General features: G+C 60.8%; 22 protein-coding genes and 1 tRNA gene. 15 read left to right on the top strand and 8 right to left on the bottom strand.

Features of this window, described 5'->3' with window-relative positions; all coding sequences use genetic code 11:
- The first annotated feature begins 43 nt into the window (after positions 1 to 43).
- The 12 genes from A3Q7_RS20760 (at position 44) to A3Q7_RS0105870 (ending at position 12,963) form a co-directional block, all read left to right on the top strand.
- Entirely contained in the window at positions 44 to 1,420 is a 1,377-nt protein-coding gene (locus A3Q7_RS20760; RefSeq protein WP_157278112.1) for a hypothetical protein, read from the top strand.
- A gap of 51 nt (positions 1,421 to 1,471) precedes the next feature.
- Positions 1,472 to 3,157: a capsule biosynthesis protein gene (locus tag A3Q7_RS0105910; protein ID WP_198289158.1), complete on the top strand. Its 1,686-nt coding sequence runs from the start codon at positions 1,472 to 1,474 to the stop codon at positions 3,155 to 3,157.
- Between the two features lie 409 nt (positions 3,158 to 3,566).
- The gene (locus tag A3Q7_RS20900; RefSeq protein WP_198289157.1) at positions 3,567 to 3,830 is read left to right on the top strand and encodes a hypothetical protein; all 264 of its coding nucleotides are present in this window, start codon (positions 3,567 to 3,569) and stop codon (positions 3,828 to 3,830) included.
- Positions 3,831 to 4,411: 581 nt separating this feature from the next.
- Entirely contained in the window at positions 4,412 to 5,563 is a 1,152-nt protein-coding gene (locus A3Q7_RS20470; protein WP_077231319.1) for a glycosyltransferase family 4 protein, read from the top strand.
- Positions 5,497 to 6,684 carry a glycosyltransferase gene (locus A3Q7_RS20465; protein ID WP_077231318.1) on the top strand — a complete coding sequence of 396 codons (1,188 nt, stop codon included), beginning with the start codon at positions 5,497 to 5,499 and terminating at the stop codon, positions 6,682 to 6,684. The genes A3Q7_RS20470 and A3Q7_RS20465 overlap by 67 nt, the downstream gene beginning before the upstream one ends.
- 447 nt (positions 6,685 to 7,131) lie before the next feature.
- Complete coding sequence (locus A3Q7_RS20260) at positions 7,132 to 7,536, top strand: hypothetical protein (RefSeq protein ID WP_018410934.1); 405 nt, start codon at positions 7,132 to 7,134, stop codon at positions 7,534 to 7,536.
- A 168-nt stretch (positions 7,537 to 7,704) separates the two neighbouring features.
- Entirely contained in the window at positions 7,705 to 8,607 is a 903-nt protein-coding gene (cysD, locus tag A3Q7_RS0105895) for a sulfate adenylyltransferase subunit CysD (RefSeq protein WP_018410933.1), read from the top strand.
- Positions 8,608 to 8,691: 84 nt separating this feature from the next.
- Complete coding sequence (cysN, locus tag A3Q7_RS0105890; RefSeq protein ID WP_018410932.1) at positions 8,692 to 10,422, top strand: sulfate adenylyltransferase subunit CysN; 1,731 nt, start codon at positions 8,692 to 8,694, stop codon at positions 10,420 to 10,422.
- 3 nt (positions 10,423 to 10,425) lie between these two features.
- Entirely contained in the window at positions 10,426 to 11,496 is a 1,071-nt protein-coding gene (gene selD, locus A3Q7_RS0105885) for a selenide, water dikinase SelD (RefSeq protein ID WP_018410931.1), read from the top strand.
- Positions 11,497 to 11,539: 43 nt separating this feature from the next.
- A tRNA-Leu gene (locus A3Q7_RS0105880) sits at positions 11,540 to 11,624 on the top strand.
- A gap of 151 nt (positions 11,625 to 11,775) precedes the next feature.
- Positions 11,776 to 12,000 carry a glycine zipper 2TM domain-containing protein gene (locus A3Q7_RS0105875; protein WP_018410930.1) on the top strand — a complete coding sequence of 75 codons (225 nt, stop codon included), beginning with the start codon at positions 11,776 to 11,778 and terminating at the stop codon, positions 11,998 to 12,000.
- Positions 12,001 to 12,174: 174 nt separating this feature from the next.
- On the top strand, positions 12,175 to 12,963 hold the full coding sequence (locus A3Q7_RS0105870; RefSeq protein ID WP_018410929.1) for a TatD family hydrolase: 789 nt from the start codon (positions 12,175 to 12,177) through the stop codon (positions 12,961 to 12,963).
- Here A3Q7_RS0105870 and A3Q7_RS0105865 read toward each other — a convergent pair.
- A complete protein-coding gene (locus A3Q7_RS0105865; RefSeq protein ID WP_018410928.1) occupies positions 12,951 to 15,155 on the bottom strand; it encodes a TonB-dependent receptor family protein in 2,205 nt (734 codons plus the stop codon). The two genes, A3Q7_RS0105870 and A3Q7_RS0105865, sit on opposite strands and share 13 nt — an antisense overlap.
- A gap of 258 nt (positions 15,156 to 15,413) precedes the next feature.
- The gene (locus tag A3Q7_RS0105860; RefSeq protein WP_026224538.1) at positions 15,414 to 15,881 is read right to left on the bottom strand and encodes a putative toxin-antitoxin system toxin component, PIN family; all 468 of its coding nucleotides are present in this window, start codon (positions 15,879 to 15,881) and stop codon (positions 15,414 to 15,416) included.
- A gap of 177 nt (positions 15,882 to 16,058) precedes the next feature.
- Between A3Q7_RS0105860 and acuI the strand changes: the two genes are divergently transcribed.
- The 3 genes from acuI (at position 16,059) to A3Q7_RS0105845 (ending at position 17,910) form a co-directional block, all read left to right on the top strand.
- Positions 16,059 to 17,048 (top strand): acrylyl-CoA reductase (NADPH), encoded by a 990-nt coding sequence (acuI, locus tag A3Q7_RS0105855; RefSeq protein ID WP_018410926.1) that lies wholly within the window; start codon positions 16,059 to 16,061, stop codon positions 17,046 to 17,048.
- A gap of 204 nt (positions 17,049 to 17,252) precedes the next feature.
- Positions 17,253 to 17,570: a c-type cytochrome gene (locus A3Q7_RS0105850; protein ID WP_018410925.1), complete on the top strand. Its 318-nt coding sequence runs from the start codon at positions 17,253 to 17,255 to the stop codon at positions 17,568 to 17,570.
- A gap of 10 nt (positions 17,571 to 17,580) precedes the next feature.
- The gene (locus tag A3Q7_RS0105845) at positions 17,581 to 17,910 is read left to right on the top strand and encodes a c-type cytochrome (RefSeq protein ID WP_018410924.1); all 330 of its coding nucleotides are present in this window, start codon (positions 17,581 to 17,583) and stop codon (positions 17,908 to 17,910) included.
- Positions 17,911 to 17,981: 71 nt separating this feature from the next.
- Here A3Q7_RS0105845 and A3Q7_RS0105840 read toward each other — a convergent pair whose 3' ends face one another.
- The 6 genes from A3Q7_RS0105840 to A3Q7_RS0105815 all read right to left on the bottom strand — a co-directional run bounded on the left by A3Q7_RS0105840 (position 17,982) and on the right by A3Q7_RS0105815 (position 21,977).
- On the bottom strand, positions 17,982 to 18,776 hold the full coding sequence (locus A3Q7_RS0105840; RefSeq protein WP_018410923.1) for a fused MFS/spermidine synthase: 795 nt from the start codon (positions 18,774 to 18,776) through the stop codon (positions 17,982 to 17,984).
- On the bottom strand, positions 18,773 to 19,036 hold the full coding sequence (gene minE, locus A3Q7_RS0105835; protein ID WP_018410922.1) for a cell division topological specificity factor MinE: 264 nt from the start codon (positions 19,034 to 19,036) through the stop codon (positions 18,773 to 18,775). Before minE ends, A3Q7_RS0105840 begins: the two co-directional genes overlap by 4 nt.
- A gap of 2 nt (positions 19,037 to 19,038) precedes the next feature.
- Entirely contained in the window at positions 19,039 to 19,854 is an 816-nt protein-coding gene (minD, locus tag A3Q7_RS0105830; protein ID WP_077231317.1) for a septum site-determining protein MinD, read from the bottom strand.
- Positions 19,855 to 19,874: 20 nt separating this feature from the next.
- Positions 19,875 to 20,669 carry a septum site-determining protein MinC gene (gene minC / locus A3Q7_RS0105825; protein WP_018410920.1) on the bottom strand — a complete coding sequence of 265 codons (795 nt, stop codon included), beginning with the start codon at positions 20,667 to 20,669 and terminating at the stop codon, positions 19,875 to 19,877.
- Between the two features lie 94 nt (positions 20,670 to 20,763).
- Positions 20,764 to 21,636: an Hsp33 family molecular chaperone HslO gene (hslO, locus tag A3Q7_RS0105820; protein ID WP_018410919.1), complete on the bottom strand. Its 873-nt coding sequence runs from the start codon at positions 21,634 to 21,636 to the stop codon at positions 20,764 to 20,766.
- Positions 21,633 to 21,977 (bottom strand): Spx/MgsR family RNA polymerase-binding regulatory protein, encoded by a 345-nt coding sequence (locus A3Q7_RS0105815; RefSeq protein ID WP_018410918.1) that lies wholly within the window; start codon positions 21,975 to 21,977, stop codon positions 21,633 to 21,635. The genes hslO and A3Q7_RS0105815 overlap by 4 nt, the downstream gene beginning before the upstream one ends.
- Between the last annotated feature and the right edge of the window lie 156 nt (positions 21,978 to 22,133).

The raw sequence follows: 22,133 nt of genomic DNA, 5'->3' as shown, positions 1-22,133 counted from the left end.
CTCGTCGTTATTTCTGCAGGTTTAACCGTGGCCAAGTATCTTCATGTCTGCAAAATCGCCGCTTAGAGTCCTTCTGGTCATACGTCATCAATTGTTCCTTCGTCTGATTGAACCTTGGGTGCGAGGGTTGATCGAACGCGGCGATACTCTCGAAATTTGTGTTACGACCATGTCCGCTGACACGGTCATGGATAACGCGGCGCTACATTCCATTGTCGGAGGGGCTAGCATCATTCAAGCTCCGCTTGGTGGGGGTAGGAGGGGACGTCTCTTGTTGTCCATTCGCCTGCTCCAGGACTACCTGAGATATCTTGACCCGATCTACGATGAATGCGAAGCGTTGCGTAATCGGGCAGCTGCCCCAATTCCGTGGTTTTTACGGGCTGCGCTTAATTTGCTGGGAGCCCGGTTGCATGGCATCAGATGGTTCTTCATATCGTTGCTTAGAACGCTGGATTGGTTTCTACCGTGTGACCCTTTGGTGCGGGACTTTCTGGCAAAAAGATCTTTCGATGTGCTATTGGTAACGCCGCTGGTTGATCCCAATTCAGGTGAGTGCGAGTATTTGAAATGTGCTATTCAACGCGGTGACAAGACTGCGCTGATAGTAGCAAGCTGGGATAATCTTACCAACAAGGGCCTGGTTCAGTTTGTGCCGGACAGGATCTTCGTTTGGAATCGGCTAATGGCCGAGGAGTTGGAACGACTACACCGTATTTCCCGCGAAAAGGTGATTGTCACAGGTGCTCCGGTTTTCGATCCTTGGTTTGTCATGAAGCCGCGCGCGTCCCGAGAAGGTTTCTGTGCAGCATTGGGTCTGGATCCATCCAAGCCCATAATTTTGTACTTGTGTTCGTCCAAGTTCATCGCCGCGAATGAGGCTGAATCGATCAGTAGCTGGGTTAAGAAGGTCCGAAACCATCCGGATCCCGTTATTCGTCACGCCAATGTGCTCATACGTCCACATCCAGGTAACCTTCAGCAATGGGGGGATATCAAGACGCTCGATAATGTAGTCGTGTGGCCGCCGCAGGGAGAACAAGTGATCGATGCCGAGACGCGATCTCGATATTTCGACAGTCTCCACCACTGTGCTGTCGTCGTTGCGATCAATACAAGCGGTATGCTCGAATCGGCGATCGTCGGAAGGCCTGTACTCATGCTCAGTGATAGCCGATCCCACCTCACTCAGGAGGGAACGCTACATTTTCGTCATTTACTGAATGGCCGCTTGGTTCACCTTGTCACTTCAGAAGTACATCATTTCGAACAATTAGGGGCTTTTCTGGAGGGGCGGGATCGTGGTAGGGAGCAGAGGGATCGATTCGTTCTCGAATTCGTTCGCCCCTTTGGCAGGGACGTAAAGCCAGCATTTGTTGGTTTGCGAGCGCTGGATGCTCTGTGCGATCGACATGAGTGAGCACCGCCTGTTAGTCCTTGGTCTGCCATTCGTAATCCCTAGGAAATTACATTGCTGAAATCCCTCGTCTTCAAGCTAGTGAAGCATTTTCCAATAATCGACAGTCGGCTTCAGTTGTTTCGCCGGAGAATGCTGGCACGAGGGCGAGCCTATCCTGCCTGGAATACCATGCTTGCAGAATCGGTATCTGCTACCTATCCAACGGCACAAAGACCTGTACGTGTCCTGATAGCAACCAGCATAGGTTCCCATGTCCCTGCCATGCAAATGGAGACGACGCTCGCCGTTGCTCTCGCGTTGCGTGGGGCAAAAGTGCAAGCCTTGTTGTGTGATGGCATTTTGCCGGGCTGTCAAATGTGCGAGCCGCGTTTCTTCTCAAGTAGTGCGCGTTTCGCCAAGTTCGGGCCCAGCAAGGATCTGTGTGGGCACTGTTTTTGTCCGGGACGCAAGGCCTATCTGGATGCCGGTATTCCGGTTTGCGCTTATTCCGAGCTGCTGTCCAACGAAGATCGGCAATGGGTAGAACAGCTTGCATCTACCATTCCGATAGCCGACATCGAGCCCTACATGCTCGAAGGCATGCCTCTGGGTGAGCATGCCAAGGCAGGTGCGTTACGTTTCTTCGCCCGCGCCACGATTGACAACGAGCCCTGCGCGGAAACCGTACTGCGTCGTTATTTCAAGGCTGCCCTTCTGACGGCAAGAGCTGTTGAGGGGCTTCTGCGCAAGGAGCATTTTGACGTCGCGGTTTTTCACCACGGAATCTATGTACCACAGGGCGTAATTGGGGAGGTGTTGAGGCGTCGGGGTGTGCGCGTAGTCAATTGGAATCCGGCTTATCGCAAGAACTGTTTCATCTTCAGCCACGAGGACACTTACCATCACACCCTGATGACCGAGCCGGTTGCTGCATGGGAGAATATAAAGTGGTCCGAAATTGAAGATGAGCGAATTTCAGATTATCTGAGGAGTCGCTGGCAGGGTGAGAATGACTGGATTCGCTTTGTCGAGAATCCTCAGTTTGGAAAGGGGCAAATTCTGGATGAAATCGGCTGTGATCCCGATAAGCCGATCATTGGGTGTCTGACGAATGTCATGTGGGACGCTCAGTTGCACTATCCTGCTAATGCCTTCATCAATATGCTTGAGTGGCTGGTGCATACCATACGTTATTTCCAGACGAGGCCGGATTTACAACTTGTCATACGCGTGCACCCTGCGGAGATAAGGGGGGCGGTCCCTACCAAGCAGCCCGTGGTGGGTGAGATACAGAGACTTTTTCCCTCGCTGCCGAAGAACGTCTTCGTTGTTCCGCCAGAGAGCCGCGTGAGTACGTATGTTCTCGCTGAGCTCTGTGACTCAGTCATTATCTACGGCACCAAGACTGGTGTCGAACTGACCAGCGCGGGGATCCCTGTTATCGTCGCCGGCGAGGCTTGGATCAGAAACAAAGGAGTGACTACGGATGCCTCGTCCCCAGAGGAATATGATCGAATCCTTGCCTCACTTCCCGTGGGACGCAGGTTGGATGGGGACCTCATTTCGCGGGCTAAAAAGTACGCCTATCACTTCTTCTTTCGAAGAATGATTCCCGTCAATATCTTCGACTCGAATTCGGGTATTCCGCTTTATTCGTTCAATGGCCCTATTTCCAAGCTGGAGCCTGGTTACGATAAAGGGCTGGACTGCATTTGCGACGGAATTCTGATGGGTACCCCGTTTATTCATGATGACTGATCGCGACACCGGTGGGACAATGATGAATCAATTCGTCTCCCTTTCAGGTTATGCCAATCGCGCTTCATTGTTGGTGTTTTCAACGGCACGGCTCCTAGTGCGCCGGATGGGTAAATTTCTTTGCTCGTCTGGAAGACGGATTACTTCTTTTCTTTCGCGATCATCTTCTGTTTTTCTGTTCTAATCTGATCGACCGGATCAAGCCAGTCGGCGAATCTGCCGCTTTTTGTGGTTGTTGGTGTGGCCACGGCTTTGCGTCGCACTAACCGAGGTTTGGTGAAATGGCAATACGCCGTAATTGCGATCGCTGGCAATTTCACATTTTTTCCGCTTCTTAAGGGGAGCACGCCGGCGTGCTTGATATGCTGCTGCCCCGGGACGTCAGTTATGAAAAATGCGTGCTGCCAGGATGAGCGTTTATCCGACAAACGTCTTTAGACTCTTTGGTGCGCGCAGTTCATTTTCTCGCTTTCAGTCGATATGCCTTCTTGCCCCGATCCTGCCTTGGGTCCGCTGGAATCAGGTCAGGCGCCAAAAGTTGTTGCTGCTGAACAAGGATCCGGCCTGCTTGTTCCTCGCGATGTTGCCGGAACGTCCACCGGTTGCCGTGCTTCCCATTCTATCGCTTGTCGCTATCATCAGCGGCAAGGCGTGGCAGCGCCGTGCCGGTTGAGCAGGAATCGCGGTTGCCGTGACGCCTGCAGGAATCTTGGATTCTTTTGCGGAGAGACCTTGTGGAACGAAAGCGATGCTCAATTCCGGAAGAGAAATATGTTGACGCTCCAGATAGAAAGAGATGCATCTGTCCACCAGCGCCTGAAAGTTTGGGGGGCATGCGGAATTTGATCGCGTCGGGAGGCGTTTTGAAGGGGGAGCCCTGCAGCATTTTTCCTCGGAAACGAGGCATGGAACGCGTGGTGACACCTGTCGCCCCAAAAAGTTTACCTGTCCTTCGTGCTAGCCTGTGGTGTCGTTGGCCTGGTGCTCCATTTTGGCTTGCTGGCACTACTAATCTGCTCCGTGGCTCCCGATGGACGATTAACTCCAGTTTGATATCCGGCCTTAGCGTCGCCTATCTATTCGTCGGCTTTTTTCATCTGGGCTTCTGAGCAAGCCCGGTTTTCTCTTCTACTGGATTTTGGGGCTCGCCATGGCTGATTGCGATGCGGACCACTTGCCCATCGTTTGCCACTACGGTGCAAGTTCGCGGTTGCCGGTGCAAAGATGGCGAAATGAAGCAGCGAGGAGTAGGGTTTGAAGGTAATCATTTCCATTGACCAGATTAAGCCACCCCTCACTGGGGTCGGTCGCTATTCTTACGAGTTGGTAAAAGCGCTTCGCAACTTACCCCAGATCGAATCTTTACGATACTTCCGCGGTACTGGGTTCGACACGGATCTCGTTCGTGTGCAGGGGCAAGCCGGACGTTTGACAGGTTTTGGCCGGCGCTTGTTAGCGGCCCCGGGAGCAATCGACCTGTATCGCAAGATTACTGCTTTCCGTCAGACTCGCGTCTTGCGAAACTTCGAGGATCACCTCTTCCACGGCACCAGCTTCTATCTGCCTCCTTTCCCGGGACGGAGCGTGGTTACCATTCACGATCTTTCTCCTTTTGTCTGGCCTGAGTGTCATCCCCCAGAACGGGTGCGCTACATGGAAGTGGAAGTTGGTCGGTCGGTTGAAAGAGCCAGTCTATTGATCACCGTTTCGGAATTCACTCGCGAGCAGGTTGCAAAATATTTCGGAAAACCTCTCGACGAGATTCGTGCAGTTCCTCTAGCTAGCGCTTCCAGTTTTTTTCCTCGGGAAAAAAAACAGCTTGAGGCCTGTCTGAACAAGCACGGCCTCGCTTACCAGCGCTATAGCCTTTTTGTCGGCACGATTGAGCCGAGGAAGAACCTTCTCGTACTGCTTGACGCCTACGAGCGCTTGCCCGCAAGGCTACGCAATCAATGGCCTCTAGTGCTGACAGGATACAGGGGATGGCGCAGTGAGGGGATACATGCGCGCATAGCGCAAGGTGTTCGCGCAGGATGGGTTAAGTATCTTGGATTTGTCGATGGCGAGGATCTCCCTTTGCTTTACGCCGGAGCTTGGCTGTTCGTATTTCCCTCACTCTACGAGGGATTCGGTTTGCCCGTGCTAGAGGCTATGTCCTCGGGCATTCCTGTGGTTTGTTCGCGGTCCTCTTCTTTGCCGGAAGTGGCTGAGGGAGTCGCGTTGATGTGCGAAGCGAATGATGTGGACGCGCTCACGGAGTCTATAAAGCGCGCTCTTGAGGATGATTCCTGGAGGGTTAAAGCGATTTTGGCTGGATTGGTTAAATCCAGAAATTATTCATGGCCGCGTTGCGCACAAGCAACGGCGGATATCTATGTCAGCGCATTGAGAAAGTCAGGATCTTGAAAGTTTTACATGTGTATAGAACGTATTATCCGGATCCGCCAGGGGGGCTACAAGAGGCCATTCGTCAGATCTGCCTGACGACGAAGAAATATGGGGTCGAAAATACAATTTTTGCGCTTTCTCCGCGCCCTGAGCCAAAAACTATACTCCGAGAGGAGGCGAGGGTCGTGCGCGCGAGGTCGTGGTTTGCCCCAGCTTCGTGTGACATAGGCGGGATTGAGGCGGTGTCGACTTTTCGCCGCCTTGTCCAGCAAGCCGATCTCGTTCACTATATGTTTCCTTGGCCGTTCGCGGATGTGCTTCATCATGCTTCGGGCAATGACAAACCGTCGGTGCTTACTTATATCTCGGATGTGATTAGGCAGCGCAGCCTTAACACACTATATGCGCCATTGATGTGGCAGACACTAAAGAGCATGCGTGCGGTTGTTTTTAACGCTCCGCGCTACGCGACGTCAAGTCCAGTTTTGTCGGATTCACAGCTTTATGACAAGCTCCGCCAGATACCTTTGGGTATAGACGAGGCGTCCTACGCGAAAAGCGGTGATGACAGTATTTTTGATCGGCTCGGATTCGACGGTTCGTCGCAGTATTTTCTATTTGTCGGGGTGCTTCGCTATTACAAGGGTGTGCAGTACTTGATTGAAGCTGCTTCCAGTGTGCGTGTCCCGATCGTTATCGCAGGTTCAGGCCCCATGGCGCGGTCTTTGATGAATCAGGCGAGCGCTCTCGGTTTATCTAATGTGATATTCGCTGGGCAGGTTTCGGATGGCGAAAAGATTTCACTCATTGGACGATGCACGGCATTGATTCTGCCGTCCCATTTGCGGTCTGAGGCGTATGGCATGGTACTCGTTGAGGCTGCGATGTATGGGAGGCCGCTAATCAGTTGTGAGATTGGAACCGGTACGTCATACGTTAATGCACATGATGAGACAGGATTCGTTATTCCGCCGGCGGATCCAGCTGCTTTGGCTGCAGCAATGAATAGACTTCTTGATCAACAAGGGTTGGTGGAAAAATTTGGTTTTGCGGCTCGGCGACGATACGAAGAATATTTCTCCGGTGAGGTTATGGGGCAAGCATATGCGTCCCTGTTCAGTGAATTTGCTGCGCGGTGACTGATCCTGGGGCAGCACTGATAAAGCTACTTCTCCTTGATTTTTCGCGGTTGAGAGGAATCTGGAGTCGATATTTTCATGACGCTGAATTTTGCCTTCTCTTCATCCCCGGATCATTGGCCGGAGGCCTTTTCAGGGCCATCGCCCCGAGTTATCCGCCGTATGCATTCGTTTTGCAGCGCCCGCACTGACTTCGCTACGGGAGTTTGTGTAATGCTCGATGTGTCGCGCATTCTGTGGGGACGGGATTGGATCGGTGTTTCTCTGGCGATCAACGCGTCATGAAACTGCGCCGCAGGTCGCGCTCAACACCTTGTTAGTTGGACTTTGCGTGCAGCTCGCGACGCCCTGTCCGGTTGAACCTTCCCCCGCTTGCGTTCATGATGTGGCCGTGACGCGCTTCACTTCGTTTGTATCCAGGCAAGGGATCCCCCGCAGGAGCACACCATGACTGATCAGACAGGCGACGACCGGCAGATCGAATCGTTGAGACGGATGCTCGATATCGTGAGTGACGGCGGTCGCGACATGATGCGCATCCAGACCCGGTCACTGGCTGCTCTGGGAGGCTTGCTGGCAGAGGCCGGGCAGGGCGATGTGGCGATGCCGATGGGCACGCAGATGTCGCGTCTCAGCACCCGCTTGATGCAGGACGGCGCCGAAGCCCTGCGCGTGTCGGCGCACATGGTGCTCGATCTGCAGCGCGCTGCGATAGACATGGCTTGCGACAGCATGATTGCCCACGCGGCGGCGGTCGACAGCGGCGAAGACGGTGCCGCAGCCATCCGGCTCGAACGCCGTCAGCGTTCGGTCGTGATCAGTTTTCCGGATCGCCGTCGCGCTGCCGGCTGATATCGGGGCGCCGGACGCGCCAGCCGGTACTCAGCCGGGTCTGGTCATGCACCCATTACCGGCGCACATCTTGCCTTCAAGATAAAATCCGTCGCTTTCGCGCGCGCCGGATGCGATCGCCGGTCGCGCACCTTCATTGCTCCACATTCGCTCCAGATTCCCAACACGATGACAACACTGACCCATCTGCAAAGGCTGGAGGCCGAGAGCATCCACATCATGCGCGAGGTGGTGGCCGAGGCGGAAAACCCGGTCATGCTCTATTCGGTCGGCAAGGACAGCGCCGTCATGCTGCATCTGGCGGCCAAGGCCTTCTATCCTTCGGTGCCGCCGTTTCCGCTGCTGCATGTCGATACGACGTGGAAATTCAGGGCCATGTACGAGTTCCGCGACGCGATGGCGCGCAAGCTGGGCATGGACCTGCTGGTGCACATCAATCCGGAGGCGAAGGCGCGCAACATCAACCCCTTCGATCACGGCTCGGCGCTGCATACCGACATGTGGAAGACCGAAGGCCTGAAACAGGCGCTGGACAAGTACAAGTTCGACGCCGCCTTCGGCGGTGCGCGCCGCGACGAGGAAAAGTCGCGCGCCAAGGAGCGCATCTTCTCCTTCCGTACTGCCCTGCATCGCTGGGATCCGAAGAGCCAGCGGCCAGAGCTGTGGAAGCTGTACAACGCGCGCAAGCATCCCGGCGAGTCGATCCGCGTGTTCCCGATCTCGAACTGGACCGAACTCGATATCTGGCAGTACATCCATCTCGAGAACATTCCCATCGTGCCGCTGTACTTTGCGGCCGAGCGGCCGGTGGTGGAGCGTGATGGCACGCTCATCATGGTCGACGACGAGCGCATGCCGCTGCGCCCGGGCGAGACGCCGATGATGAAAAGCGTGCGCTTCCGCACCTTGGGCTGTTATCCGCTGACCGGTGCGGTCGAATCGACCGCCGCCACGCTGACCGACATCATCCAGGAAATGCTGCTCACCACGACGTCCGAGCGCCAGGGGCGCGTGATCGACCACGATTCCGCCGGTTCGATGGAAAAGAAGAAGCAGGAAGGGTATTTCTGATGTGCCTCCACTCCCACATTCGTTCCTTGCCCCGCGCGGGCGCTCCGACCTCGTTCGGGACCGTGAAGCAGGAGGCCCGCTGACATGGCACACGTTTCCGACCTCATCGCGCAGGACATTGGCGCCTATCTGAAGCAGCACGAACACAAGAGCCTGCTGCGCTTCATCACCTGCGGCAGCGTGGATGACGGCAAGAGCACGCTGATCGGCCGTCTGCTGTACGAGTCGAAAATGCTGTTCGAGGACCAGCTGGCCGCGCTCGAAGCGGACTCGAAGAAGGTGGGCACCCAGGGCGGTGACCTCGATTTCGCGCTGCTGGTCGATGGCCTGGCCGCCGAGCGCGAACAGGGCATCACCATCGACGTCGCCTACCGCTTCTTCTCGACCGACCGGCGCAAGTTCATCGTCGCCGACACGCCGGGCCACGAGCAGTACACGCGCAATATGGTGACCGGCGCCTCGACCGCCGATCTGGCCATCATCCTGGTCGACGCGCGCCATGGCGTGCAGACGCAGACACGCCGCCACAGCTTCCTGGTGTCGCTGATCGGCATCAAGCGCGTGGTCGTCGCCATCAACAAGATGGATCTGGTCGGCTACTCTAAGGATGTGTTCTATCGCATCGAGAAGGACTATCGCGAATTCGCGGCACAGATCGGCCTGACCGACATCCTGTGCATTCCGATGTCGGCGCTCAAGGGTGACAACATCATCGAGAAGAGCGCAGCCACCCCCTGGTACGCCGGCCCGGCGCTGATGGACCACCTGGAAACGGTGCAGATCGAGGACGACCTGCAGGCCCGCCCCTTCCGCCTGCCGGTGCAGTGGGTGAATCGTCCCAATCTCGACTTCCGCGGCTTTTCCGGACAGATCGCGTCCGGCTCGCTGCGTCCGGGCGACCGTGTGCGTGTGCAGCCCTCCGGCCGCGACACCACGGTCGAGCGCATCGTGCTGTCCACGCAGGATCTGGATGAGGCGGTCGCCGGCCAGTCGGTGACGATCACCTTTGCCGATGAAATCGATTGCTCCCGCGGCGACGTCATCGTGGCGGCGGATGTGCCTGCGCTGGTCGGTGACAGTTTCGACGCCACGCTGGTCTGGATGAGCGACGAGGCCATGGCCACCGGCCGCAGCTATCTCATGAAATGCGCGACCCGCACCGTCGGCGCCACGGTCAGCGCGATCGAGCACCGTGTGAATGTCAATACGCTCGAGCGCAGCCCGGCCTCGACGCTGGCACTGAATGAAATCGGGCGCGTGTCCTTGTTGACCGATCGACTGCTCGCCTTCGATCCGTATGAATCGGTGCGCGACACCGGCAGCTTCATCCTGATCGACCGGCTGAGCAACAACACGGTGGGTGCCGGGTTGCTGCACGCGTCGCGCAGCCGTCCGCGTGATCTGAGCTGGACCGCGCTGGACACCGGTCGTGCCGCGCGCGCCGCGCTCAAGCAGCAGTCGCCCTTGCTGTTGTGGGCAGGGCAGGGGCTGGATGCCGGCAAGCTGGAGCAGAAGCTCATGTCGCTCGGCCATCACACGATCACCTTGCCGGCGGCGACGGCCGATCTGCCGCGCATTGCCGGCATCCTGCTCGACGCCGGTCTCATCGTGGTGATCGACGCCGACTCGGCCCGGCCGGACAGCCTCGTGGCGGGACTTCCGGGCGGCGAGCACATCGAGCTCCGGCTGGATCCGGATGTGCGTCAAGCCGGCTTCGACGCATCGGGGCAGCGGCTCTCGCTGGCTCCGGCGGCTGCCGAGGAGCAGATCGAGCAGGTGGTCGAGGTGCTGCGCCGAGCCGGTCGGCTCGGCTGAGCAATGAGCATGTCGGCTGACGATGCAGCGCCGGAACCTCGCCTGACCTCGTTGTCGCACGGCGGTGGCTGCGGCTGCAAGATCGCGCCGGGCGTGCTGTCTGACATCCTGAAAAGCACGGCTGCGCTGCCGATGCCGCCGGAGCTGATGGTGGGCATCGAAACGTCGGACGACGCGGCGGTGTATCGCCTGAACGATGAACAGGCGCTCATCGCCACCACCGACTTCTTCATGCCCATCGTCGACGACCCGTTCGACTTCGGGCGCATTGCGGCGACCAATGCCATCAGCGACGTCTACGCCATGGGGGGGCGGCCCATCCTCGCGCTGGCGCTGGTCGGCATGCCGATCAAGGTGCTGTCCGCTACGACGATAGGCCGCATCCTCGAAGGCGGCAGCGCGATCTGCCGCGAGGCCGGCATCGTCATCGCCGGAGGCCACACCATCGATTCGGTGGAGGCCATCTACGGACTGGTCGCGCTTGGCATCGCCCATCCAGAGCGCATCCGCCGCAACGCGGATGCGCGACCCGGCGATCTGCTCGTGCTGGGCAAGCCGCTGGGGGTAGGCATCATGTCGGCCGCGCTGAAGAAGGGTGTGCTCGACGAAGCCGGCTACGCACGCATGATCGCCAGCACCACGCAGCTCAATGGGGTGGGCCCCGATCTTGCCGCGCTGCCCGGCGTGCATGCGATGACCGACGTCACTGGATTCGGACTCGCCGGGCACGCGCTTGAAATGGCGCGCGGGTCAGGCTGCGACATCCACATCGACTGGGCGTCCGTACCCCTGCACGCCGGCGTACGCGAACTGGCCGGGCAGGGGCACGTTACCGGTGCTTCCGGTCGAAACTGGTCGGGCTACGGCGAACGGGTGCATCTGGATGAAGGACTTACGGCGACCGATCGCGCGCTGCTCACCGATCCGCAGACCAGCGGAGGGCTGCTGGTGTCGTGTGCGCCCGAGTCCCTGGATGCCGTGATCGCGGTGTTCCGCACACACGGCTTCGACGCTGCCGCCGCGGTCGGCCGCATCGGTGACCCATCGGCTTTGCCGGCGCTGTACGTACGCTGAGGCCCGGCACACATCGGTGGCATACTCGCCGCCTCGACCGTCCGCCCGGATGGTGAAACTGGTAAACACAGCGGACTTAAAATCCGCCGCCGCAAGGCTTACGGGTTCGAGTCCCGTTCCGGGCACCACCTTCCAGTGTCCTTCGACGTGTCGGCGCCGTCCGACACCTGTTCGGACAGGCCGCCTACCGGCGGTGTTCCGGCGGTTCCCTAGACTGGAATCGTGAATCGCACCGGCGCAGCGTGCGCCTGCTGAGCGACCCGAATCAGGAGAACATCGATGAAATTCCCGAACACGCTGGGCAAACCGGTTGCCATCATCGCCCTGGCCATCAGCATGAGTGCCTGCGCCGGCATGACGCGCAGCGAGCGCAACGCAATGATCGGCGCCGCTGCAGGCGGCGTGGCGGGCTCGGTTCTGACCGGCGGCAGCACGGTTGCCACGGTAGGAGGTGCCATCGCTGGCGGCGCCATCGGCAACGAACTGGGCAAGAAGAAGCGCTGACCTTGCAGACCGCCGTGCCATGTACCGGATTCGTCCGGCACCCGCGAACGGCGCCGCGCAGACCCTGCGTAGGGGCGGCATCCTGGTACATCCCTTCATGCCGGGGACCCGGCCGGCCCGGACTCCGCCGCCCGGGTCCTTGTTTTGTCCGGCATGGCCGTTATGCTTCACGCCATGTTGATCGATACGCACTGTCACCTTGACGCACCGGAGTTCGACGCTGACAGGACGCTGGTGATCGAGCGGGCCCGCGGCGCAGGCGTGGCGGGCATCGTCATCCCTGCGGTGGCGCGGAACAATTTCTCCGCCGTCAGTGATCTGGCGGGCGGAGCACGCGACCTTCACTATGCCCTTGGTATTCATCCGCTCTACGTCGATCGAGCGCACGCAAGCGACCTGCTGGCACTGAGCGAAGGCCTGACGCGGCCGGACGTTGTGGCCGTCGGCGAGATCGGGCTGGATTTTTTCGTCGACACCATGGATCCCGCGCTGCAGGAGCACTATTTCGTGTCCCAGCTCGGACTCGCGCGGGATACAGGACTGCCGGTGCTGCTGCATGTGCGCCGCAGCCAGGACCGCATACTCAAGCATCTGCGCGCGGTGTTCGGTCGCCGCGGACCCGGCGGCATTGCCCATGCCTTCAACGGCAGTCGTCAGCAGGCGGATGAATTCATCAAGCTTGGCTTCGTACTGGGCTTCGGTGGCGCCGCTACCTGGGTGCGCGCGTTGAACCTGCGTCGCTTGCTGACCGAGCTTCCGCTCGAGTCCATCGTGCTGGAAACCGATGCGCCCGACATCCCGCCGGAGTTCGCCGCCCGTGAACGCAACGAACCCGCGCATCTGCCGCGCATCGCGCATATCCTCGCCCAGGTGCGCGGCATTTCCGTCGAGCAGCTCGTCTCCGCGACCGGGGCAAACGCGCTGCGCGTATTGCCCCGGATGGCGGCGGCTTACAACGCGTAGGACGCGGACAGGCCGATCAGCCAGGTACGTTCGGCGGCGGGGGCGTAAAAGCGACCGTTTGCGTCGTTCACGTACACGGAGCCGACGTACTCCTTGTCGAACAGATTGTCTATCCGCGCGAATTCGGTGAAGGTCCAGCTCCCGGATTTCTGCGTGAATCCTCCACGGATGCTCGCGATGCCATACCCCCCGACGCGATCTGCATTGGTGTCGTTTGCATACATGCGTCCGCTCGCCCTGTATTCGATTCCGCCAAGAAAGCCGCTTGCTGTGTGACGATAAGTAATCTCACCATAGAACGACTTGTTGGCGACGCTTGCGAGCTTGTTGCCAGCGGAAACCTCGATGTTGGGGGTAGTGCAGGGCGGCGCGCCGCAGGTCAGGAAGCTATCTTCGAACTTCGCGTCGAGCAGCGTGAGCGACGCATATGCACCGACAGCGTCGGTGATGCGTGAATCGATCGCAAGCTCAAAGCCTTTGCGACTCGTATCGCCCGCGTTCTGGTAGGACACACGGCCGCCGCTATTCGTGCCAACCACGATTTCGTCTTCGGTGTCGATATAGAAAACCGACGCGTCCAGTCGCGTACGGTCCGTCAGGAAGGTCTTTGCACCTATCTCGTACTGCATGCTGGTCGACGGCTGTAGGCCGAGATTCAATCCGCTGCCGCCATCGGGGCGGTAGGCCAGTTCGACCAAGGTCGGGGCTTCGAAAGCGCGGCCTACGTTGGCATAAAGATTCGTCGTTTGCGTGACTTTCCAGAGTGCACCAAAGGCCGAAGTCCACGCCCCATGATGAGTCGAGCCGCTGTCGTCACCGTTTGCTCGTGAGAGCTGCGCCGCGCCTGCTGCACCGGAGCAGTTGCTGGAGCAGATGAAGTTGTCGTCGGTACTGAAGTCAACGCGCGTGTAACGCAGGCCACCGGACAGTGATATGTCAGGTCGGAGAGTCCATTCGCCCTGGAAAAAGGCCGCCGTCTGTTCCGCGACATTCCGTTCGTCCCGCTTCAGGGCGCCGCGGAATCCGTAGTCGCTGCTTGTCGACGTGTTGTCGGTGGCTATCGTGCTGCCATTACGATAGCCGCGACGTGCTTCGTCGGCGCGTTCATACTCGGCTCCAACCGTGAAGGTGACGGCTTCCACCCTGCGCGTCCAGCGCAGGTTGGTACCCCAGTAATCGCGATCGAAGGTCGAAAGCCCGCCAGAAGCAGTTGCGTTGCTCTGGGTAACCGCGTTCAGCGCAAGGTACTGTGCGTTCTTGCGATTGCCGAGATAGACCATGGCGCGCAAAGTGTCTTGGCTGCTGAGCGCGGTTTCGAACACAAAACCGCCCTGGCTGTTCTCGAGCGAACGGCGGGCGCCGAAGAATTCAGCCGTCCGCAGGCCATTTGAACCGGACAATGAGGCTTGCCCCTGCTGCCTGCGATCAGAGCTCAATTGATCAATTGTCAAACCGAGCGGGTCCTGCCCTTCCTGACTGAGGTAATTCCCCACCATGGTGAGTGTACTGTGCTCATTGAGCCGAAGCCTCGCCTTGAAGTTGGCCTGCTGCTTTTCCGACCTGCTGTAATCGCGATAACCATCGGTATGGAAATCCGACACGCTGGCGCTGTAGTTGAAGTTGCCGACGGTGTCGCCGAACTTCAGACCATAGCGCGTGGTGCCAGGGCTGCCGGCCTGGAAGCTGGGCGTGAGGGTGAAGTTCTCCGGGCCGTCCTCGGTGAATATCTGCACCACCCCGCCGGAATGGTTGCCGTACAGCGCGGAAAACGGGCCGCGCAGCACTTCGATGCGGCTCGCCGAAGCGAGATCGAACAGCCCGGTGCCACCCTGGCCGTCCGGTGTGCTGGCGGGAATACCGTCGGCGAACAGCTTCACGCCGCGCACGCCGAACTGCGAACGCGCGCCGAAGCCGCGGATCGTGAGCGACTGTTCCTGGGTGTAGTTTTCCTTGCCGGCAGCCGCAACGCCGGGCACGCGATTGATCACTTCCGACAGATTGACGTTGGCGCGCTGTTCCTGGATGGTCGCGCCATCGATGGCGTCGATCGCCATCGGCAGATCGAAAGAGTTCTGTTCTACGCGGGTGCCGGTGATGACGACGGTGGGCGCGATCACCGATTCGTCTGCGGCGGCCGGCGCACCGATCAGTGCGAGGGCCAGTGCCAGGGGCGTATGGCGTGAGGTCTTCATGACGTGGGTCTCTCTCCGGGAAGGCTTGTATGGGCGTGTGCGTCTCGGCGCACTCGTCGAAAAACGGCGGAGTATAGGCAGGGGCCGGCTTACAAAGCCTCACGAAAAACTTGAATCTGCGTGCGCGCCAATGCCTGTCGGGCTGGCGGGGGCGGGCATTGATGCGCGCGCATCGTTTCGCGACCACGCATGTTAGGTTCAGCCCGCACTGCAAGCCGGCGGACCGGGCCGCGCTGGCGCGCGCGCCGAGTTGCCCGCTCAGTTCGGGGCGGACGGCGGCAGCAAGCTTGCAAGCGCGGGGGGCGCAATGATCTTCAGGTGGGCGGGGCAGAGCCGGTGGCGTCCCAGTCGCAGGACCGCCTTGTCGCGCGATATCAGTGCATCGGCGCGCGCGCGGACGGCCAGATCAAAGAACTTCTGATCTTCCCGGTCCCGGCAGCGCGGCAGCGCCGAGTCGCTCAGCAAGGGCAGGGCGACCTCTTCGATCAATGCAAGATAGCGCTGGTAAAGCGTCGCTGCCGCAAGGTCGTCGAGTCCGAACTTCGCATAGCGCAGCACAGTGCGCAATTCGCGCAGGCAGGCCGCGTCGGTCAGCAGCGTGACGCTGCCCGAGGCGAGCGCCTGCGCCAGCGGCTGCATGTCGGTGTTGTGCCAGAGCAGCAGGTCGAGCACCGCATTGGTGTCGAGCACCACACGCTCCAGCGGTAGGGGCGGGGAATGATTCATGGTGCGGATTGTCGCCGCTGAGGGGGTTCGTGTCAGGACCGTCTCCCCGTTGCGACGCCGCGCGCGAACACGCCTGCCCGTGACGGGCCCGTTACCGGGCATGCGTGACGCCGGTCCGCCTCAAGTATCCTGTGCGCCTTGCCGGAGGCGAGATATCCATTCAGAGGAGGACACCCTATGTTCAAGGCGATAGTGCTGGAACAGGATGCTGACGGACGCACCATCGCTCGTCTGACGCGGCTTGACGACGGATCCCTGCCGGATGCGGACGTGCGCGTGCAGGTCCGCTGGTCCAGCCTCAACTACAAGGATGCGCTGGCCATCACGGGACGCAGTCCGGTGGTTCGCAAGTGGCCCATGGTGCCGGGCATCGACTTCGCCGGTACCGTTCTCGAGAGCGCGCACCCGCTCTGGAAGGCAGGGGACGAGGTGGTGCTCACCGGTTTTGGTGTCGGCGAGAACCACTGGGGGGGATTGTCGGAACAGGCCCAGGTCCGCGGTGACTGGCTGGTGCAACTGCCGCAGGGGCTGGATGCGCGCCGTGCCATGGCGGTCGGCACAGCGGGTTTCACCGCCATGTTGTGCGTCATGGCGCTCGAGAGACACGGCCTGCAGCCGGGCGATGGCGAGGTGCTGGTGACCGGGGCCAGCGGTGGCGTCGGCTCGGTCGCGGTGGCGCTGCTGGCCCGCCTCGGGCACCGCGTCGTGGCAAGCACCGGGCGGCTCGAAGAAGCCGACTACCTCAAATCGCTCGGTGCGGAGTCGGTGATCGACCGCGCGACGCTGAGCGCGCCCGGCAAGCCGCTGGCACGCGAGCGCTGGTCGGCCGTGGTCGATAGCGTGGGCTCGCATACCCTGGCGAATGCCTGCGCGGCCACGCGCGAGAACGGCGCCGTTGCCGCCTGCGGTCTGGCCCAGGGCATGGACTTCCCGGCGACCGTGGCGCCCTTCATCCTGCGTGGCGTCACGCTGTATGGCATCAACAGCGTTACCGTACCGCGCGCGCCGCGTGAAGAGGCATGGCGCCGCATCGCGCGCGACATGCCGCTGGATCTGCTGGATCGCATGACGACCACCGTGCCTCTCGAGCAGGTGATCGATATCGCGCCGATATTCCTCGAAGGACGCGTACGCGGACGCATCATTGTCGACCTGTCCGGGGCTTGACGGGGGGCGGCCTCCGGGCGCGGCCTGCTCCGCGCAAACCGGCGGCCGTCATGCGCCTGCCGTCGGTGGACGTCCATGACATCGGGAATGCCCGGTCGCGTATACTACTGTTGCAGCGCAGTATTTTTGACGCTCGTCAAGTACTTGACTACACTCGGCGCGGTTCCGCAGCAAGCAACTCAACCATCAGGAAGAGGAGACTCGATGAGTGCCAGGACTCTTGTCGCTGTCGTAGCCGTATGCGTCAGCACGGTAGCCTTCGCCGTTGAAGGCAATGCAGAAGCCGCCAAGGACAAGGTATCGATGTGTGTCGGGTGCCACGGCATCCCCGGCTATCAGACCGCCTTTCCAAAAACCTACAAAGTGCCGCGCATCGGTGGACAGTATCCTGAGTACATCGTGTCCGCGCTCCAGGCCTACAAGAGCGGAGACCGCAAGCACCCCACCATGAACGGCATCGCAGCCAGCCTCAGCGAGCAGGACATGGCCGATATCGCCGCGTATTACAGCGCGCAGAAGTGAGGAGGGGGGCATGATCAAGCACATCGCAATCACCACGTTCGCGCTGTCCTTCCTGCTGGGCACATCCGTTGCCCACGCGGGTGATGTCGCGCGAGGCAAGGAAAAATCCGCCGCCTGTGCGGCCTGCCATGGCGAGGACGGCAACAGCAAGGCGCCGTCCTTTCCGCGCATCGGCGGGCAGCACGAGGATTACCTGCTGCAGGCGCTGAAGGCGTACAAGAAGGGCACACGCAAGAACGCCATCATGGGCGCCCAGGTCACCGCCCTGAGCGAGCAGGACATGGCGGATCTTGCGGCCTACTTCGCATCGCAGAAGGGGCCGCTGGTCACCCAGCGCTGACCTCGGGCGGGCCGGGGAAACCCGGCTTGCCGAGCGTGCCGCAGCGAGGCAGACAGCCTTCTGCGGCGTGGTCAGAAGGTCAGTTCGCCCGCCGGACAGTGACCCGCCTGTTCCAGCCGGCTCAATGTGGGCAGCAGATTCAGGCCGGTGTCACTGCGCAGCGACTGGGCGCGCTGGCGCAGCGTGATCATGTCGACTCGCGTGCCCAGTTCGGTGCCGGTGACGCAGATCGCATTGCCCTCATCCAGCGACGGCAGGATGAGGGCATGTCCGGCGTACGCATCGAGCAGGCGTCTGGCGCTGGCCTTGAATCCGCGCGTGCGTCCGAACAGGTTCAGGCATGCGCGCCCCTCGTAGGCAAGCCGCGCGCGGCAGTCGCGATGGAAGGTCTCGCTGTCCAGCGCGTTGGCGCGTGCGCGGTGGTCATAACCGTCCACCAGGATGAGATCCCAGCGTTGATCGCTTGCCGCGACATAGCGAGCACCGTCGCCGATCACGATCTGCAGCCTGTCGTCCTCGTCCGGCAGGCGGAAATGCATGGCCGCGACCGCCGGCATACGCGGATCGATCTCCACCACGGTAAGCCGGCTCTGCGGACAATTGCGGTGCAGAAACTTCACCACCGAAGCGGCCCCCAGACCGATCACCAGCACCCGCGCGGGCCACGCCGCATGCGGCGCGAGCAGCAGCGGCAGCATCATTTCGCGCGTGTATTCCAGCTCCAGGGCGTAGGGCCGGGCGACGCGCATCGCGCCCTGTATCCATTCCGATCCGAAATGCAGGTAACGCACGCCGGCCGCCTCGGACACGTCTATCGAGTGGCGTGGCGGCCGGTCGCGGCCACCGAACAGCGACGACAGCGTCAAGGGCGCTGCTCGGGCAGGACGATGTTGACCTCGAGCACTTCGTAATTGTCCTGCTTCTCGAGCTGGACCTTGATGTCTTCCGGATTCACCCGCACATACTTGGAAATGACGGCCACCAGTTCCTGTTGCAGCGCAGGCAGGAAGTCCGGCGTGCCGGCCGAATTCTCGCCGCGTTCGCGCGCGATGATGAGCTGCAGGCGTTCCTTCGCGATCGAGGCGGTCTTGGGCTTCTGGCCGAACAGAAGGGACAGCAGGGACATGCTCACTTCCCTCCGAACAGACGCTTGAGCAGGCCGGGCTTCTCGTAGTCGACGAAGCGCAGCGGACGGTCTTCGCCGAGAAAGCGCGCCACGACGTCTTCGTAGGCCTGGGCGACGTCAGTGCCATTCATGTGGATGGCCGGCGTGCCCTGGTTCGACGCCTGCAACACCACTTCCGATTCGGGAATGACGCCGAGCACCGGAATGCGCAGGATTTCCTGCACGTCGCCGTGACTCAGCATTTCACCTTCCACCGCCCGCTTCGGCGAGTAGCGGGTGACCACAAGATGCTCCTTGACCGCCTCGCGGCCTTCGCGCGCGCGGCGCGATTTCGATTGCAGGATGCCCAGGATGCGGTCGGAATCGCGTACCGAACTCACCTCCGGATTGGTCACGATGATGGCTTCATCGGCGAAGGTGAGGGCCATCACCGCTCCGTGTTCGATGCCGGCCGGCGAATCGCACACGATGTAGTCGAAACCCATGTCGGTCAGGTCCTTGAGTACCTTTTCGACCCCTTCCTCGGTCAGCGCATCCTTGTCGCGCGTCTGCGAGGCAGGCAGCACGAACAGGTTGTCGCAGTGCTTGTCCTTGATCAGCGCCTGGGTCAGATTGGCTTCGCCGTGGATCACGTTCACGAAGTCGTAGACCACGCGCCGTTCGCATCCCATGATGAGGTCGAGGTTGCGCAGACCGACGTCGAAATCGATCACTGCGGTCTTCTTGCCGCGCAGTGCCAGACCGGACGAAAAAGCGGCGCTGGTCGTGGTTTTGCCCACCCCCCCCTTGCCGGATGTCACGACGACGATACGGGTCACTCTGTTCTCCCTCTTGTGTTTCAGTTGGTCGCCAGAGCGGCGACACTCAATACCTGTTTGTCGGAATGGCTCTCGAGTCGTACGTGCGCAGGGCGTCGCAGCAGTTCGCCGGCGGACTGTTCGAACGTACGGTACACCCCGGCAATCGACACCAGCTCGGCCTCGAAGCAGGTCGTGAAGATGCGTGCTTCCATGTCCCCCGATGCGCCGGCCAGGGCGCGTCCGCGCAACGGTGCATAGATGTGGATGTTGCCGTCGGCGATCACCTCGGCCCCCGCGCTGACCATGGCGAGCACCACCAGATCGCCGCCGCGTGCGTAGATGCGCTGGCCCGAACGCAAAGGTCTGTCGACGATTTCGGTGCGTCGCACGGACTGCACCGACGGCTCCGGCGCCAGCGGCTCGGCGACCGGCGCCGCGTGTGGCGCGACCGCTTCCGGTTCGACGCGGGCGGTTTCCCCCGGCTCGGCGCGTGCATGTGATCGTGCCGACGTGCTCTCCGCTGCCATGACTGCCCAGCCAAGCGACTGTGCGCGTTGTGCAAGGCGTTCGTCGGCAGTCTGGAGGGCAACGGCGGTCAGTTCATGCCTGGCCAGCACATCGCGCAGCGCAACAAGATCGGGGGACGTACCCGCCGGCAAATCGCTGCAATCGATCACCACCGGCTCCCCCGAGAAGAAGCCCGGCATGCTTCCCAGCCGGGCTTCCAGCGCCGCGATGACTGTGGCGTCGTCCGGCGAGCGGAGGATGGCACGCATCGCTTCCAGCGTGGCGCTCTTGAGTTCGATGACCGATGTGTCGGGCTTGCGCGCCATGAATGATCCGGAAGAAATATCAAAAGTTTACCGACAGCATGCATCCCGGGCAATCGCCGGGTGCCGCCCTGCCGGAGGTCTCAGCGGACGGTCCTCAGTGGACCGCCGGAGGTGGATCTCCAAACAGGCGTGCAATGTCGCCGGCGTCGAAACGATAGTCGTGATTGCACATGTCGTCGTGGATCAGCACTTCGCCCTTCTCGGCAAGGATGGACTCGACCTCGGCGCGCCCCAGGGACAACACGAGACGTCGCACCTTCTCCTCGTCGCGCGGGCAATGATGGCGCGGCTCGACCGGGTCGAACACGCGTATGCCCCCGGCAGCGATGTCTTCGTGAAACAGGCGCATCAGCAGCGACCCGGTGTCCAGCGTCTTCATCTCGGCCGGCGTGAGGGTGGCGGCGAGATGGCAGATGCGCGCCCAGCCATCCGCATCCCGCTGATCGGCGCCCGGCAGCTTCTGCAGGAACAGGCCGCATGCAACGGATTCGTCGGCGGACAGCCAAAGTGCGGTGGGTTGCTGTTCCGACTGTTCGAGAAAGCGCTCGAACACTTCCGTCACCGTGGCGCCTTCGAGCGGCACCACGCTCTGATAGGGCGTGGGCGATGCGTCCGTCTGCACCGTCACGACCAGTTGGCCGTCACCCAGCAACGCGGGGAGCGGGGCATCGGCGAGATCGTGCGCGCCTGTGGCCATGCCGCGCAGCCTGAGCCGCTCATCGCAATCCACAACCAGCAGGCCGAGGGCACCATTGCCGCGCACCTGCGCCGTCAGCCGGCCGGGTTGTTTGAGCTGGCCGCCTATCATCAACGTGACCACGGTCATTTCGCCGAACAGGCGCGACAGGACTGGCCCGTAACTGCGTCCGCGCAGCATCGACTGCCAGCCGTCGGTCAACCGGACCAGCGCACCGCGTATGTCCAGGCCCTCGAACAGAAAGCGCTGGACGAAATCGCCTCCGCTCATTCGAACACCTTACTCCATCGCCCGGCATCGAAGCCGATGAGCAGATCGTCGCCCAGGTCGACGATGGGGCGTCGTATCGCGGACGCATGTGCCTTCAGCAGCGCCAGTGCCTTGCCGTCGTCGAGATCCGCAGTCAGCGCGGGTGGCAGCTTGCGGAAGGTGGTCCCCCGTGCATTCACCACCGACTGCCAGCCGGCGCGCCGTATCCAGTCGGCCAGCAGGGACTCGGGGACACCGTCCTTCTGGTAGTCGTGCAAGCGGAAATCGATATGGCGATCACGAAGCCAGGCCATGGCCTTTGACATGGTGTCGCAGCGTTTGATGCCGTAGATGTGCAGCATGGGAAGTCGAGGTCTTGCAGGCAATCCGGCATTGTACGGTGAGCGCGCCCGGCGCGGCGCCGGCAGAGATGACGGCGCCTGCAACGAACAAAAATGTGGCGCCGACGCGTTTCAATGTTTAAGATCTGAAAAAATTATCCGAAACAAACAAATATC

Source organism: Methyloversatilis thermotolerans (assembly GCF_000372885.1).
In the GTDB taxonomy this organism is placed as follows: domain Bacteria; phylum Pseudomonadota; class Gammaproteobacteria; order Burkholderiales; family Rhodocyclaceae; genus Methyloversatilis; species Methyloversatilis thermotolerans.
Note: the sequence above shows the minus strand (reverse complement) of the source record. Positions and strands in the feature narration are given on the sequence as shown.